Annotated in this window: 7 protein-coding genes; 6 read left to right on the top strand and 1 reads right to left on the bottom strand. The window is 44.1% G+C overall.

The window, feature by feature from the left end:
- Positions 1-31 precede the first annotated feature (31 nt).
- The 5 genes from AC1DQW_RS19210 (at position 32) to AC1DQW_RS19230 (ending at position 12,408) form a co-directional block, all read left to right on the top strand.
- Positions 32-3,421, top strand: coding sequence for a TonB-dependent receptor (locus tag AC1DQW_RS19210; RefSeq protein ID WP_477455552.1), 3,390 nt, complete (start codon positions 32-34; stop codon positions 3,419-3,421).
- A gap of 50 nt (positions 3,422-3,471) precedes the next feature.
- On the top strand, positions 3,472-4,965 hold the full coding sequence (locus tag AC1DQW_RS19215) for a RagB/SusD family nutrient uptake outer membrane protein (RefSeq protein WP_477455553.1): 1,494 nt from the start codon (positions 3,472-3,474) through the stop codon (positions 4,963-4,965).
- Between the two features lie 146 nt (positions 4,966-5,111).
- Positions 5,112-7,895, top strand: a complete 2,784-nt coding sequence (locus AC1DQW_RS19220; RefSeq protein WP_477455554.1) for a family 78 glycoside hydrolase catalytic domain — start codon at positions 5,112-5,114, stop codon at positions 7,893-7,895.
- A 36-nt stretch (positions 7,896-7,931) separates the two neighbouring features.
- Positions 7,932-10,202 carry a beta-N-acetylhexosaminidase gene (locus AC1DQW_RS19225; protein WP_477455555.1) on the top strand — a complete coding sequence of 757 codons (2,271 nt, stop codon included), beginning with the start codon at positions 7,932-7,934 and terminating at the stop codon, positions 10,200-10,202.
- A 7-nt stretch (positions 10,203-10,209) separates the two neighbouring features.
- Positions 10,210-12,408 (top strand): GH92 family glycosyl hydrolase, encoded by a 2,199-nt coding sequence (locus AC1DQW_RS19230; protein ID WP_477455556.1) that lies wholly within the window; start codon positions 10,210-10,212, stop codon positions 12,406-12,408.
- A gap of 139 nt (positions 12,409-12,547) precedes the next feature.
- Here AC1DQW_RS19230 and nagB read toward each other — a convergent pair whose 3' ends face one another.
- A complete protein-coding gene (gene nagB, locus AC1DQW_RS19235; RefSeq protein ID WP_477455557.1) occupies positions 12,548-14,470 on the bottom strand; it encodes a glucosamine-6-phosphate deaminase in 1,923 nt (640 codons plus the stop codon).
- Between the two features lie 102 nt (positions 14,471-14,572).
- Here nagB and AC1DQW_RS19240 point away from each other — a divergent pair, with 102 nt between their 5' ends.
- Positions 14,573-15,760: an anhydro-N-acetylmuramic acid kinase gene (locus AC1DQW_RS19240; protein ID WP_477455558.1), complete on the top strand. Its 1,188-nt coding sequence runs from the start codon at positions 14,573-14,575 to the stop codon at positions 15,758-15,760.
- Positions 15,761-15,773 lie beyond the last annotated feature (13 nt).

Genomic DNA, 15,773 nt, shown 5'->3' on the forward strand with positions numbered 1-15,773 from the left:
CAGACACATTAACCCAAACCGCAACGAAGTTATGCAATTAAACTTTAGGGGTAAAGTATTTTCTGTCCCCGGTACACCAACCTCCAAACTGTTTTTGACCATGAAGTTAACGGTTATCCTGATTTTGATTGGCTGTTTACAGCTTAGCGCCAAAAGTTATTCGCAAACCATAACGTTAAGCACAACCAATACCGCTATTGATAAAGTATTTACCGCTATTGAGAAGCAAAGCGGCTTTTACTTTTTTTACAAATACAAGGAAATTAAGCAGGCCAAACCTGTTACCCTGGCGTTAAAAAATGCCACACTTGATGAAGCACTGCGCGAGTGTTTTAAAGACGAGCCTTTTACCTATATTATTGATAACAAAACCATTATTGTAAATAAAAAGTACGAACAAGTGGTTGTACCGGAAAAGATAATTGTTGCCGGGCAGGTACTTGATAATGCCAAACAGCCTTTGCCGGGTGTAAGCATTGTCGTCAAAGGAACAAATACCGGTGTAATAAGCGGCGTCGATGGTAAATACAGCATCGAGGTTGATGATAACGCGGTGTTGGTTTTTAGGTTTGTGGGCTTCAAAACCAGGGAAGAACCAGTTAGTAAAAGAACGGTAATTAATGTGTCGCTTGAAGAAGATAACCAGCAAATGAGCGAGGTTGTGGTTATTGGTTATGGTAGCCTGGAAAGAAAAGATGTTACCGGTGCAGTTGGTACCGTTAAAATGGCTAACATAAAAGAGATAAAGGCTGCAAGTGTTGATCTGAAGCTTGCCGGTCAGTTGGCAGGTGTTACCGTAAACCAGGTAACAGGTACCCCGGGTGGTGGTGTCTCTGTTAATATCCGCGGCGCCGGTTCCATAGGTGCGGGCGATGATCCGCTGTATGTTGTTGATGGATTTCCTATTTCTCCGGGATTTGATCAATACTCCAATCCTATAAGCACTATTAATCCCGATGATATTGAAAGTATCAGTGTGCTTAAAGATGCCGCATCTACAGCAATATATGGGTCTCGTGGTGCAAACGGCGTTATTCTCATCACTACCAAAAGGGCTAAAAAAGGCGAATCGAGTGTTACGGTAAACACTTCGACCGGTATTCAAACCATCCTCCCCAAGAGCAAGCTTAAAATGATGACGGCATCTGAATTTGCCCAATGGCGAACAGAAGCAATACAGGATGCCAACGCTGTTAACGGCTCAAATAATCCCATACCAGCTGCGTACAATAATCCCAAATCATTGGGTAAGGGAACCGATTGGTTTGATGCGGTAACAAGAGTTGCCCCTATGCAAAATTATGATGTTACTATTGCCAATGGCACCGAAAAAATAAGATCGTTATTCTCGTTGGGATTTTTTGACCAGCAGGGTACCGTGATAAACACGGCTTTTAAAAGGTATTCATTAAAAGCCAATATGGATGCCGATGTAGCTAAAAATTTAACAGTTGGTCTTAGTATAGCGCCTACCTATAGTTTTAGGAACTTAAAGGAAACCGACGGTCATTTTATTTCGGGTGCGTTAAGCCAGGCTTACCTGGAAAGCCCGCTTACTCCGGTAAAACAGCCCGATGGATCATATACCAATGTTGTTGGCTCGCCCGGTACATTTCAAAATGTTAACCCGGTTAGCCAATTGGTAAATACAACCAATAATCGCAACGAATTTCGCGTACTTTCCAATGTTTATGCCGATTGGGAAATACTTAAGGGCTTAAACTTTAAATCAACTTTTGGGGTCGACTATCAAACAAAATCGCAGGACTATTACAGGCCATCTTTTCTTGGAGGTTTCAACGTGCCAAATCGCGATGGAAAACAACAAAAGGCAGTAGGCTCTTTTACTTCATACAATGTTTTTAACTGGCTTAATGAAAATAGTATTAATTACAAAAAAACTTGGGGGAACCATACTTTAACGGTATTAGCCGATTACTCCATCCAGCAGGAAAATTTGCATAGTCGTTTAACTTTCGGTACAGGATTTCCTGATGATGCCATACGGTCGGTTGATAAGGCAACTATTGTTACCGCAAGCGCAAGCGATTTAGAATGGCGTTTACAATCGGTAATTGGAAGGGTAAACTATGCGTATAAAGATAAATACCTGTTAAGCGGATCTATCCGCCGTGATGGCTCATCCAGGTTTGCCCCGGGGCACAGGTGGGGTACTTTCCCTTCTGTATCTGGCGGCTGGCGTATCTCTGACGAATCATTTTTTCCTAAAACGGCAGCTATTGACCAGTTGAAGTTTACCGCCAGCTATGGCCTTGCGGGTAACAACAATGTTGGATACTATGATTATATCCCATCTGTTGATGCTGCCAACTATACATTTGGTGGCGCGCTTGCTCCCGGTGCTTCAGAAACCGACCTGATAGGAAATAAAGAACTTGGTTGGGAAACTACCCGGCAGCTTGACATTGGTTTGGATGTGTCATTACTTAAAGGCCGCATTTATTTAATTGCAGAATACTACAACCGTTTTACGCAAAAAATGCTGCAATATATCCCTATTCCTATTGTATCGGGCCATGGCACAGCTTTAACAAACGTTGGTAATGTGCGCAACCGTGGATGGGAATTTACCTTAACCACCAAAAATATTGTTGGCCACGCGTTTAACTGGTCAACAGATCTTAACATTTCCTTTAACCGCAACAAAGTATTAAGTTTAGGTCCAACCCCGTATATTTATGATGCACCAGCCAATGATAACCCTACCAGCATCACCAAAGTGGGCTTGCCACTGGGCCAGTTTTATGGATATATTTTTGAAGGAATATTTCAGAACCAGGCCGAGCTTGATAAATACGCGCATTTTGATGGTGAGCAGGTTGGGAATATCAGGTACAAGGATATTAATAAGGATGGGGTAATTGATGTAAACGACCAAACCAACATTGGAAACCCCTGGGCACAGTTTACATTTGGTTTTAATAACCATTTTTCATACAAAAACATTGATATGAACATTATCTCTGCAGGTTCGGTAGGCGGGCATGTGTTTGATATGTACAAACAGTTTACCACCAACCTTGATGGTGTTTTTAATGTGGAAGAATCTGTTATTCATCGCTGGCGTTCTGCAAGCAATCCGGGCGATGGGTTGTTGCCTACAACCGTTTCAAACACCAACCTTGCCCGCGATTATTACCCATCCTACTGGGTTGAAAGCAACTCGTATTTAGCTGTTAAGAATATTGATATCGGGTACAATTTTAAAACTAAGTTCAGTAAAAATTTCAGGGTTTATTTCAGTGCGCAAAACGCCATACTCATAACCGGTTATAAAGGCGGTAACCCCGAAGTTGGGATAGACGGGCAAGACGGTAACCGCTCACTTTCGCCAAATGTGAATTTTAACGGTTATCCGGTTTCTGCGGTTTATACCCTGGGGTGTAACGTAACATTTTAATTAAAATGAGAATTAAAAAGAACGATGGTGAAACCATAACAACTGAAATCATGAAAATTAACATATATGCTTTTCTTATTCTTGCAGTAATCGGTTTAGCCGGCTGTAAAAAAGACTATCTTAACCTGCAGCCAACAGGTACTCAAAATACTACCATTTTTTTTAAAACACCCGCGCAGTTTACCCAGGCTGTAAATGGAGCTTATGCACCTTTGCAGGGTTTATACAATAGCAGTTTTTGGGCCATGGGCGAAATGCGGTCTGATAATACCTCCTATGAATTTGACCCTTATGATCGCTCTGGTACCAACAAAGAGGAAATAGACGAATTCAGGGAATCAAGCAATAACGATATGGTTGGTGCTTTTTTTGAAGCCAGTTACACGGGCATTGGCCGGTGTAATGCTATTTTAAGCCGGCTGCCTGCGGCTAAGCTTAATGCAGCCGTTGCAGATACCATTGCCGGGCAGGCCAGCTTTTTACGGGCCTTTAATTACTTTAATATGGTGCGCATGTTTGGCCGGGTTCCGTTGGTGCTTAATGAAGTAGAATCTGTAAGTGAGGCCTTCAAGGTGGCGACCAAAGCCGATATTAATGCCGTTTATGCTGCTATTATTGCTGATGCCCAGGTGGCCATTGTCAAATTGCCGGTAAGATATAGCGGAGCCGCTAACAAAGGAAGAGTAACCAAGGGGACTGCGGAAACCATGCTTGCCGAAGTGTACATGACCCAAAAGAAATTTGACCTGGCCATACCGCTGCTGCGTAATATTATCACATCAAACACTTATAGCCTAAATGCCAATTATGCCGATAACTTTGATATTACCAATGAGAACGGTCCCGAATCGATATTTGAGATCCAGTATATAGAAGGCTCCAACGGCCTGGGCAGCAATTTTATGGATACTTTTATTCCCTGGGATTATTATGATTCTGACGTTACCGGGTTCGAGATAGGCAATGGCGCGCAAAACGGCTGGAATATTCCAACACAGGACCTGGTTAATGCGTACGAAGATGGCGATAACAGGAGGGATGCTTCTTTAATTGACTTTACATCTGATGAATATGGGGTTGATTTGCCCTTTATTAAAAAGTTTCAAACTACAAGCGCCGTTCAGGGGATAACAGGTAAAAATTTCCCTGTTTACCGTTATGCCGATGTTTACCTGATGCTTGCCGAATGCCTGAATGAGCAGGGTTTTGCAGGTGGCGGCGATGCCTTCAAATATTTAAACCTGGTAAGGGAGCGGGCAGGCCTGGAAGATAAATCAGCTGGCAATGCAGATCCTGCATTAAATGTTTCGGGCCAGGAGGCTTTCCGAGATGCCATAGCGCATGAACGGCAGGTTGAGCTTGCTTTTGAAAACCACCGCTGGTTTGATCTTATACGTACAGGTAAAGCGGTTGCAGTAATGACGGCCCACGGCACTAGGGAAAAAGCCTTTAAAAAACCTTACTGGAACGTTAACTCTGCCGCATATGCCAATATCCGGCTGCTTTTCCAATATCCGCTAAATGAAGGCAACCTTGAACATTAATGCAGCACCTGCTGCCAGTAAAACTTTTACGGGGCTACAACAAGTTTATTAACAAATATTGCAATTACCACATCATTTTTACCTGTTTTATAGCTAAATATGTACAGTATTTAAAACAAAAATCGTTCTTAAGCTATATTAGTGGTATGAATTATATTCAAATGATAAGCGTGTTTAATAAAACAAGCTTAAGTATCGTTTTATTACTTTTTTTACAATCCAGAACCTATTCACAGGTTCAACCTGTCCCCGTTCCTTTTAGCATTGATAACCTGATATGTGAATATAAAAACAACCCAATATCTGTTGATGCAGCCAACCCGCGCCTCGGTTGGAGACTGGTTACACAGGAGCGTGGCATTCAGCAAACATCTTATGAGATAAGAGTAGGTAGTAACGCGGTATCATTAACCCGGGGCAAGGATATTATTTGGGGTACCGGCAGGATCTATTCAGATCAGTCGGTGCAAATTTATTATGGCGGCCCGATGCTGGCATCGCGGCAAAAAGTTTATTGGCAGGTAAGGGTATGGAACAATAAAAACCAGGTAAGCCCCTGGAGCATGGTTAACTTTTGGAAGATGGGCCTACTAAAACCAACCGACTGGACAGCCAAATGGATCCAGAATGCCTATCAGTCTGATACTACAGGTGGTCCCGCTCCTATGTTTCGTAAAGCATTCAAATTAGATCATAAAATACGTGCCGCCCACTTGTATATAACCGCACATGGCGTTTTTGAAGCGCAGTTAAATGGAAAAAGGGTAGGTACAGATTACTTTGCACCCGGCTGGACGAGCTATAACAAACGCATTCAATACAATGTGTATGATGTAACGTCAAGCCTGCAAAAGGGTGATAACGCAATTGGCGTAACTATTGGTGATGGATGGTACCGTGGCTATACTTATAATCGTAAAAAAAATGTGTACGGTACAAAACTGGCACTGTTTTGTCAGCTTGAGGTATTATATACCAATGGCACCCGCGTGGTGATCAACTCTGATAAAAGCTGGAGGGCGAGTTACGGAGCTATCGGGTCTTCCTCATTTTTTGATGGCGAAGTTTACGATGCCCGCAAAGATAAATCCGGGTGGACAAGTCCTGGCTACCGCGATCTTACCTGGGATACCGTTAAAACAGATTCAACTATTAAAGATAACCTGATAGCCACCGCAGGCCCTACGGTAAAAAAACACGAAAAATTTTTACCTCTTAAAGTATTTACCACACCTGCAGGTGAGCGGGTAGTTGACTTTGGCCAGAACCTGGTAGGTTGGGTACAGTTTAAACTTAAAGCAAAAGCAGGCGATACGCTTAGGCTTTTCCATGCCGAGGTGCTCGATCAAAAGGGGAACTTTTACACTAAAAACCTGCGTACCGCCAAACAGGAGATCACCTATGTTTTTAAGGATGATAGCATAGCCACGTTTGAGCCTCATTTTACCTTCCAGGGCTTTCGGTTTTTGAAGGTGGTTGGCTACAATGGACCGTTGGATTCAACTAACCTGGCCGCTTACGCATTGTATTCGGATATGGCACAAACGGGTAAATTCTCAACATCCAACCCACTCATTAACCAGTTGCAGCATAATATTCAATGGGGACAAAAAGGGAATTTTATTGATGTACCTACAGATTGCCCTCAACGCGACGAACGCATGGGTTGGACCGGGGATGCCCAGGCTTTTTGCCGCACCGCAACTTTCAATATGGATGTTGCCGGGTTTTATACCAAGTGGTTAAAAGATCTTACTGCCGATCAGCATAAAAATGGCGCGGTACCGTATGTGATACCAAACATGCTGGATAGTGCTTCGTCGGCAGCGTCGGGCTGGAGTGACGTAGCCACTATTGCACCATGGAATATTTATTTGGCCTACGGCGATAAACGGGTTTTACAGGAGCAGTACGAAAGTATGAAGGCCTGGGTGGGTTATATTCAGTTCCATAGCCGTAACTACCTCTGGGATACAGGTAACCACTTTGGCGACTGGCTTTTTTACGCCGGCACAAATTATGAAGATGGCGCTGCTCTTACCGATAAAAATCTGATAGCACAGGCATTTTACGCACATTCAACGCAATTGCTCATCAACGCTGCAAAAGTATTGGGTAAAACCGATGATGTGCAAAGGTACTCGCAACTGCTCTACAATGTAAAAAAAGCATTTAACAGCGAGTATGTAACTCCCAATGGGCGCATGATATCTGGTACACAAACCTCCTATGTACTGGCACTTAACTTTGATATGCTGCCCGAAAATCTGAGACAATCGGCTGCAAAAAGATTGGTTAAGAATATTGATGACTATGATGAACACATAACTACCGGCTTTTTGGGCACACCTTATATCTGTCATGTATTAAGCCGATTTGGCTATAGTGACGTAGCATATGGTTTGCTGATGAAGGAGTCGTATCCATCATGGTTATACCCGGTAAAAAACGGTGCAACCACCATTTGGGAACGATGGGATGGCATTAAGCCCGATGGTTCTTTTGAAGACCCGGAAATGAACTCCTTTAATCACTATGCCTACGGCGCTATTGGCGATTGGATGTATAGGGTAATAGCAGGTATTAATACTGATGAAAACGATCCCGGATTTCATAAAATCATCATCGCGCCTCATCCTGGCGGTAAACTTACCAGTGCGCAGGCCGAACTGGAAACGCTTTACGGCAAAATAAAGTCGGCATGGAGCATAGATAATGGCATATTTACTTTGGATATTGTAGTACCACCCAATACCACAGCTCAGGTAGTTTTACCATCGGTAACAGACCCGGTGACTGAGAGCGGACTTGATATAAACACTATAGAAAGCATCACCGAAATTAAAAAAACAGGAAATGATGAACAGATAAATGTGGTATCGGGTACTTATCATTTTGTGTACACCATGAAACCACCGGGTAAACGGTAACAAACCCAGTCGGGATTTAAATTTAAGCCTTTGCAAATGAATAGCATCATCAAATTAAAATACATCTTTATAATAATAATTTGTGCTTTGTCTGCATCTGCAAAAGCCCAGTTACATATCATCCCGCAGCCACTACAGTTAACCGGGCAAAAAGGCAGCTTTATTTTAAGCAATAAAACAGTTATCGGGGTTGATAAAGAAAGCCAGGCTGTAGGTAAATACCTGCAGGATTACCTTGCCCAAAACTACAAGCTGAATTTAAAGCTGAAGGTTTATGCTAAAATACCTGTTGCTATAGCTATACAGTTGCTTACTACTGTAAGTAGCAAAGAGGGGGCTTATAACATGAACGTAAAACCCGGCAGTGTAAAAATATCGGGCAATGGGGCTGGGTTGTTTTATGGTGTACAATCATTAATTCAATTGCTTCCGGCAAAAACTGTTGCTCCTGTAAAAATAACAGCATGTGTAATTGCTGATGAGCCTCGTTTTCAGTGGAGAGGTTTGAGTTTGGATGTGAGCCGTCATTTTTTTACGGTTGATGAGGTAAAAAAATATATTGATGTAATGGCCCATTATAAATTGAACGTGTTTCACTGGCATTTAACTGATGATGAAGGCTGGCGCATCCAGATTGATAAATATCCTAAGTTAACCGGGGTGGGCTCAAAGATCAGCTTTTATGAAAAGCAAGGCAAATTTCGCAAGCTGGATAATTTAATAGATGGGGGGCGTGATGGATTTTATACCAAGGACGATATCCGGGAGGTGATCAAATATGCACAGGCCAGGTATATAACCATACTGCCCGAAATTGAGATGCCCGGCCATAGTGAAGCAGCCATATTTGCCTATCCCGAACTGGGCTGCCAGGATTCAACAGGGGCAAAACATCGTGTCCGTATGCTGGATCCAAGTGAGCATACTTTTACTTTTATGGAAGATGTACTTACCGAGGTGATCGCGCTCTTCCCTAATCAGTATATCCACATTGGTGGTGATGAGGCCGAGATGATAGATTGGCTGAAAAGTCCTGCCGCGGTTGCGCTCATGAAAAGGGAAGGCCTGAAAAACGAGAAAGAAATACAGAGTTATTTCATCAAAAGGATAGAAAAATTTTTGCTCTCTAAAAATAAGAAACTTGTAGGTTGGGACGAGATACTGCAGGGAGGTTTGGCCGAATCGGCCACGGTGATGAGCTGGCAGGGCGAAGCCGGTGGTATAGCTGCTGCCAAAATGCACCATCATGTGGTGATGACACCATTACCTTACATGTATTTTGATGCCCCGCAGGCTAATGAAGATTTGGAACCTATCGGCTGGAATCCGCCGGTAACCTGGCAAATGGTTTACAATTACGAGCCAATGTCAAAAGAACTAAGTCCGGAGGAGGCCGAATATATTTTAGGAGCGCAGGGGAATATCTGGGCAGAAAAAGTTCCGGATGCATCGCATCTGCAGTACATGGTTTATCCCCGTGCACTCGCTGTGGCCGAACTTGCATGGTCGTCAAAAGAAAATAAAGATCTTGTTAGGTTTGAATATAAAATGAAGCAGCAATATGGTTATTTCAAGCTGTGGAATTTGAACGCCCGCCTGCCCGATATTGTAGGGATGAATAACATAGTTACCAATAGCGACCAGTTTGGACTGGTGCTTAAATACCCGTTATTAGGTGCGCAGGTACGTTATTCAGTTAACGGTACAATGCCCGATAGCAGTACAAAGGGGCAGGTTTTCCCGGTAAATATCAGCGCAATGATCAAAGACAGCCTGGTGTTAAAAACCTATACTACCTGGACATTGAACAAACAGCACATTTTCCAGGTGGCAACTATAAAGCATGTTAATGTTACCGTAAATAGCATAGCCCCGGCAGATTTAAAGCCTGGTTTAAGCTATAAGCTTATAAAAAGTAAAGAAACCAGTTTTGATAAGGTGGATACGTCCATTGTCGCTATAACGGCTATAATAGATTCCGTCAATCCAATGGTATTGCCCGTAACCGATGGCAACATTACCTGGGTAGAAATGAACGGCTATATAAAAATTGATATTGAAGGTGATTATGAGCTCACCTCGGGCTTCGAGGTTAGTCCTGCCTTGTTTGTGGGCGATCAGCAGATTATTTACAAAAACAAAAACGCTTACGTTGAACCGCAGAAGGCATTGCTGCACCTTAAAAAAGGAATTTACAATTTAAGCGGATATTATATAGCCGACAACATAAACCGGATGCAGGATTTGATACTAATAAAGACAGCTAATGGTAAATTACTTAATCCGGTGCGTTACATGTTTCACTAACAGGTTTATGGTGCAATATAAAAGCCTGTTTAAAACGCTGTTGGTGCTCACATGTTTGGGTACAAGCTTTTTTGCGTACGCACAAACCTATGGCAAATATGTTAATACCTTCATTGGTACATCTGCAACCGGGCATACCTTTCCCGGCGCTACGGTACCTTTTGGTTTGGTTCAGTTAAGCCCCGAAACAGGCAATTTTGGCTGGAACTATTGCTCTGGATATCGATATGAAGATAGTGTTATAACAGGTTTTGCACATACCCACTTAAGCGGTACCGGCGGCGTTGATTTGGGTGATGTGTTGTTTTTCCCATTCCAGGGGAGTGATCCACCTAAATTCGTCAGTGGCTTTTCGCATCAAACAGAAAAAGCTTCACCAGGCTATTACGAGGTGGTATTAAAAGATCATAACATTAAAGCGCAGCTTACTGCTTCGGCCCATACCGGTTTGCACAGGTATACCTTTAATCAAGCCGGCAAATCGCATTTGCTGATAGATCTGCAAAGCGGTTTGGTTGAGGATGCCGAACAACTAAAGGAGCATGTATCCGAAGGCAGCATCACCATCAATAATAAAACCAGTATTAGTGGCTACGCATTTTCGAGCCAATGGGTAAATAAAAAGGTGTTTTTTACCGCGAGTTTCAGCAAAGCATTTACTGGTTATCATTTTATTGATGGAGACATCCATCGCCGTTTGGTGGTTGATTTTAATACCAATCCCGGCGAAACGGTGGAGGCCAAGGTTGGCATCTCGGCGGTAAGTATTGAGGGTACCCGCAAAAACCTCGCTGCCGAAACTGCCAATAAAACGTTTACACAGGTTAAGGCCGATGCTGCTAAAGTCTGGGAAAGCTATTTCGCCAAAGTAAGATCCGAGGGTACCGATGAGCAAAAGATAGCTTTTTATACCAGTATTTATCATGCTTTAATTCAACCCAATAACATTGCCGATGTGGATGGCAAATATAGGGGTGCCGATGACCTGGTACATCAATCTGCCGATAAAGTGTACTATTCAACATTATCGCTGTGGGATACCTACCGCGCTGCCCACCCCCTTTACACACTCATCTGCCCGGATAAAGATGGCCAAATGGTTGAAACTATGCTACAGCATTTCAAAGTTACCAAACTATTGCCCGTATGGACTTTGTTTGGTAAGGAAAGCTACGCCATGATAGGCAATCATGCTGTACCTGTGATAGTAGATGCGAGCCTGAAAGGCATTAAAGGCTTTGACAAAGAGCAGGCTTTTGAAGCCATAAAAGCTACGCTCACCACCAACAAAAATCCAAAATACAATTGGGGCCTTTACATGCAATACGGCTACCTGCCATCGGATAGTGTAAAGCGCGAAGCCGTATCCCGTACGCTTGAAGCTGCTTATGACGATTGGTGCGCTGCGCAACTGGCAAAATCGCTTAACAAAACGGCAGATTATAACTATTTCAACAAACGCTCCACATGCTACAAAAACCTGTTTGATACATCAACCAACCTGATGCGGGGTAAATTATCAGATGGGAGTTGGGTGCAGCCTTTTGCCAGCCTGGATAGCGGGCAACTGGCAATAGGCGGCGACTATACCGAAGGCAATGCCTGGCAATATACCTGGCAGGTACAACACGATATCCCCGGATTGATAAAGCTGATGGGAGGGAAGAAGCCTTTCTTAGCCAGGCTCGATTCTTTGTTCAATATGGATTCAAAAGTATTTGGCAAAGGCTCAACGCTGGATGTTACGGGGCTGATAGGACAGTATGCCCATGGCAACGAGCCCAATCACCACATTGCCTATTTGTATACACTTGCCGGAGATCCTGCCAAAACGCAGCGGCTGGTAAGGCAGATCTCTGATCAGTTTTACCAGAACAAACCGGACGGATTATCCGGTAACGATGATTGCGGGCAAATGTCGGCCTGGTATATTTTTACGGCGATGGGCTTTTATCCTGTTAGTCCTGCCGATGGGCGGTATGTATTTGGTGCGCCGCAGTTGAGCAGGATCAGCCTTGCCTTATCCGGTAATAAAAGCTTTGTTATAATGGCCCAAAACTTATCAGTAACTAACAAGTATGTCCAAAGCATTAGCCTGAATGGTAAACCTTATTTAAGGAATTATATAAGCCATAGGGACATCATGAACGGTGGCAATTTGGTGTTTGTGATGGGCGGTAAACCCCAGGCTGCAAAGCCAGATTAGCCTCAAAAAAGGCCGGATAATTCTTTTGGCGGGCACCAGGTGTTCCATTTCAGCGTGGAATTAAATAAAAAAGGCGACATTCATCGCCTTCTTAGTATTATACGATCCCCGGACCATCAATGATGATCCGGGAAAAAATTTAGAATCTGTATCTCACAAACGCTTCCATAGCCTCATACTCAGCCATCCCTAAGCGATCATAACGATTCGCGGTGTCGCGGGTGCGGTCCTCGGCCCTTACCCAGAACTCCCTTGCATCATCCCCCGGGAACACAGGGCGATCCTTTTGAGACTGGTGCTTAAAGATGGCGTTCCGCTTGCGGATCACTTCTTCAGGAGAAAGGGGCACCGACATTTCAATCTCATAGGTTTCAAACTCGTGCCATGCGCCGCGGTACATCCATAGCCAGCAATCCTTCACCCAGTCCTCGGTAGCTTTCAGGCGGTTCAGGGCAGCCAGGATAATGTTGAAACAAACCAGGTGCGTACCGTTGGGRTCRGCAAAATCGCCAGCMGCAAAAATCTGGTGCGGCTTTATTTKCTGCAGCAGCTCYATGGTTAACAAAATRTCTTCCTCGCCCACCGTGTTCTTCTTGGTTTTACCCGTTTCATAAAAAGGCAAAGCCATAAAGTGGATATGGTCATCGGGCAAACCCGCGTAACGTGCACCCGAGATGGCTTCTGTTTTGCGGATAAAACCTTTCACATTGCGGATCTCGCGGGTATCAATCTGGTTAGGCTGCTTCTGCGGGAAAAAGGCGCGCATCTCCTCATATAAGGAACTCAGGTGACCACTATCCTCGCCGATGCTGTTGGTAAAATCAATAGCAAACTCCATGTAACGCAACACATCATCATCCCAAACAGCGGTATTGCCCGATGTTTGGTAAGCTACGTGCACATCATGCCCCTGGTCAACCAGGCGGATAAAAGTACCGCCCATGGAGATCACATCATCATCCGGGTGCGGAGAGAAGATGATGGAACGTTTCTTGGCAGGCAAAGCCCTTTCCGGCCGTTGGGAATCATCCGCATCCGGCTTGCCGCCCGGCCAGCCGGTAATGGTATGCTGGATCTGGTTAAAAATATCGATGTTGATGTTATAAACCGGTCCCTGCTCTACAGCTAACTGTGCCATCCCATGGTTATTGTAATCCTCTTCGGTGAGTTTCAATACCGGTTTGCCAATGGTATCGGCCAGCCAGATCACCGCTTTTTTCTTCAATACTTTATCATCCCATGAACAATCTTTTACCAGCCAKGGRGTATCAAAMCGGGTCAGCTCAGAAGCGGCGGCCGCATCCAGTACAAACTCCACATGCTGGGATAGCTGCAGGTAGGTAGCCGGTACCTCACCCGAGATCTCACCTTCCACCGCTTTTTTAATAATAGGTGCTTTCTTGGCGCTCCAGGCCATCAGGATGATCTCGCGGGCTTTAAAAATGGTGCCAATACCCATGGTGATGGCTTTGGTAGGCACATTGGCCTTACCCCCAAAATCACGGGAAGCATCATTGCGGGTCAAATCATCTAAAGTAACCAGGCGGGTACCCGAGTTGGGTGCCGACCCCGGCTCGTTAAAGCCGATGTGACCGGTACGGCCAATCCCCAGGATCTGCAGGTCMAGGCCGCCTAATTCCTCAATCTGGTGCTCATAAGCCAGGCAGAAAGCCACCACGGCATCTTTATCCAGGGTTCCATCCGGGATGTGYACCTGGGCAGGCTCAATATCCACATGACTAAACAAATTCTCGTACATGAAAGTAACATAGCTTTGGGCCGCATCGGGCTTCATGGGATAGTATTCATCAAGGTTAAAAGTGATGACATTTTTAAATGATAAACCATCTTCCTTGTGCAGGCGCACCAGTTCGGCATAAACCCCGATGGGGGTAACACCGGTAGCCAAACCAAGCACGGCTTTTTCGCCTTTGCTTTGTTTGTCGCGGATCAGCTTTGCTATCCGGCCAGCTACTGCAATTGAAGCTTCCTGCTGGTTGCTATAAACACTTACCGGCAGTTTCTCGTACCGGGTCTCTTCCAATAAATTTAATCGGGCCATAGGATGGGATGAATTTGATTGAAAACAAATATATCAGATATTTACTTAGTGTACCCATTATTTTAACTTTTGTAAACGCCCAACAAATAGTAATTTAACCGGATGTTACCTTTAAACCAAAATCTGCAAAAACTTTTTGATATCGCCCGCAAACCGGCTAAAACAGGTATCGGTTTAATGTCGGGTACCTCACTCGATGGGTTGGATATTGCCTTGTGCAGGTTTACAGGTAACGGGCTGCAAACCCGATTTGAGCTGATGCAGTTTATCACCATTCCATATCCGGAAAGTTTTAAAACCGAGGTGCAGCAAATATTTGCCCGCAAAACAGTCGACCTGGAAAAGCTGACTTTACTGAATGCCTTTATTGGTAATTATCACGCCGAACTGGTACTGCAGGCACTTTCAAAATGGGGGGTAAAGCCTGATGTAGTTGATTTTATAGCCAGTCATGGGCAAACCATTTACCATGCTCCAAAAAGATTACACAAACAGACGGGTTACGCTAACGCTACCCTGCAAATTGGCGATGGTGACCACCTGGCTGTAAAAACCGGAATACTGACAATCAGCGATTTTAGACAAAAACACATAGCCGCAGGCGGCGAAGGCGCACCGCTGGCATTATATGGCGATGTGCTATTAGGTAGTAAAACGGGCGAAAACAGGATCTTGCTCAATATTGGCGGCATTGCCAATTTAACCTATTTACCGGCTGATAGCGATGCTGCCAAGGTGTTGTGCACCGACATTGGGCCGGGTAATACATTGATAGATGCTGCCTGCCGCAAGTATTTTAATAAGCCTTATGATGAGGATTCAAACATTGCCAATAGTGGCAATGTAAATAAAGAGCTACTTAACGCTTTACTTAGCCATTCATTTTTTGAGGAGCAGGCCCCAAAAACTACCGGACCAGAATTGTTTAATTTAACAGTTGTTGAAACCGCGCAAATGCAATCGGGGACCAAGGATATTTCAAATGCAGACCTGGTAGCTACTTTGAGTGAATTTACGGCTGCATCAATCATTAATTTTATTACGGCTAATGTTATAGCGGATGATCTGAAAATATTTATAAGCGGCGGCGGCGCAAGAAACCCTTTTATAGTAAGCCGTTTGAAGCAGGCTTTTGCACACATTGATGATACCGGCAGTTTAGGGATTGATCCGAATGCAAAGGAGGCTATCCTGTTTGCCTTGCTGGGTAACGAGGCTTTGTGTGGAGAGCCTATCACTATTGGCAATAATCCAAAGGTTTTAATGGGGAAGCTTAGTTTTGCGGTTTGATAATAGCTTGATT

It is taken from the genome of Mucilaginibacter sp. P5_A4 (genome assembly GCF_056400605.1).

What these genes read in the sequence shown, in the direction of transcription:
- AC1DQW_RS19210 (WP_477455552.1), top strand. Translation starts at nt 32, where the DNA reads ATGCAATTAAACTTTAGGGGTAAAGTATTTTCTGTCCCCGGTACACCA.
- AC1DQW_RS19215 (WP_477455553.1), top strand. Translation starts at nt 3,472, where the DNA reads ATGAAAATTAACATATATGCTTTTCTTATTCTTGCAGTAATCGGTTTA.
- AC1DQW_RS19240 (WP_477455558.1), top strand. Translation starts at nt 14,573, where the DNA reads ATGTTACCTTTAAACCAAAATCTGCAAAAACTTTTTGATATCGCCCGC.
- AC1DQW_RS19220 (WP_477455554.1), top strand. Translation starts at nt 5,112, where the DNA reads ATGAATTATATTCAAATGATAAGCGTGTTTAATAAAACAAGCTTAAGT.
- AC1DQW_RS19230 (WP_477455556.1), top strand. Translation starts at nt 10,210, where the DNA reads ATGGTGCAATATAAAAGCCTGTTTAAAACGCTGTTGGTGCTCACATGT.
- AC1DQW_RS19225 (WP_477455555.1), top strand. Translation starts at nt 7,932, where the DNA reads ATGAATAGCATCATCAAATTAAAATACATCTTTATAATAATAATTTGT.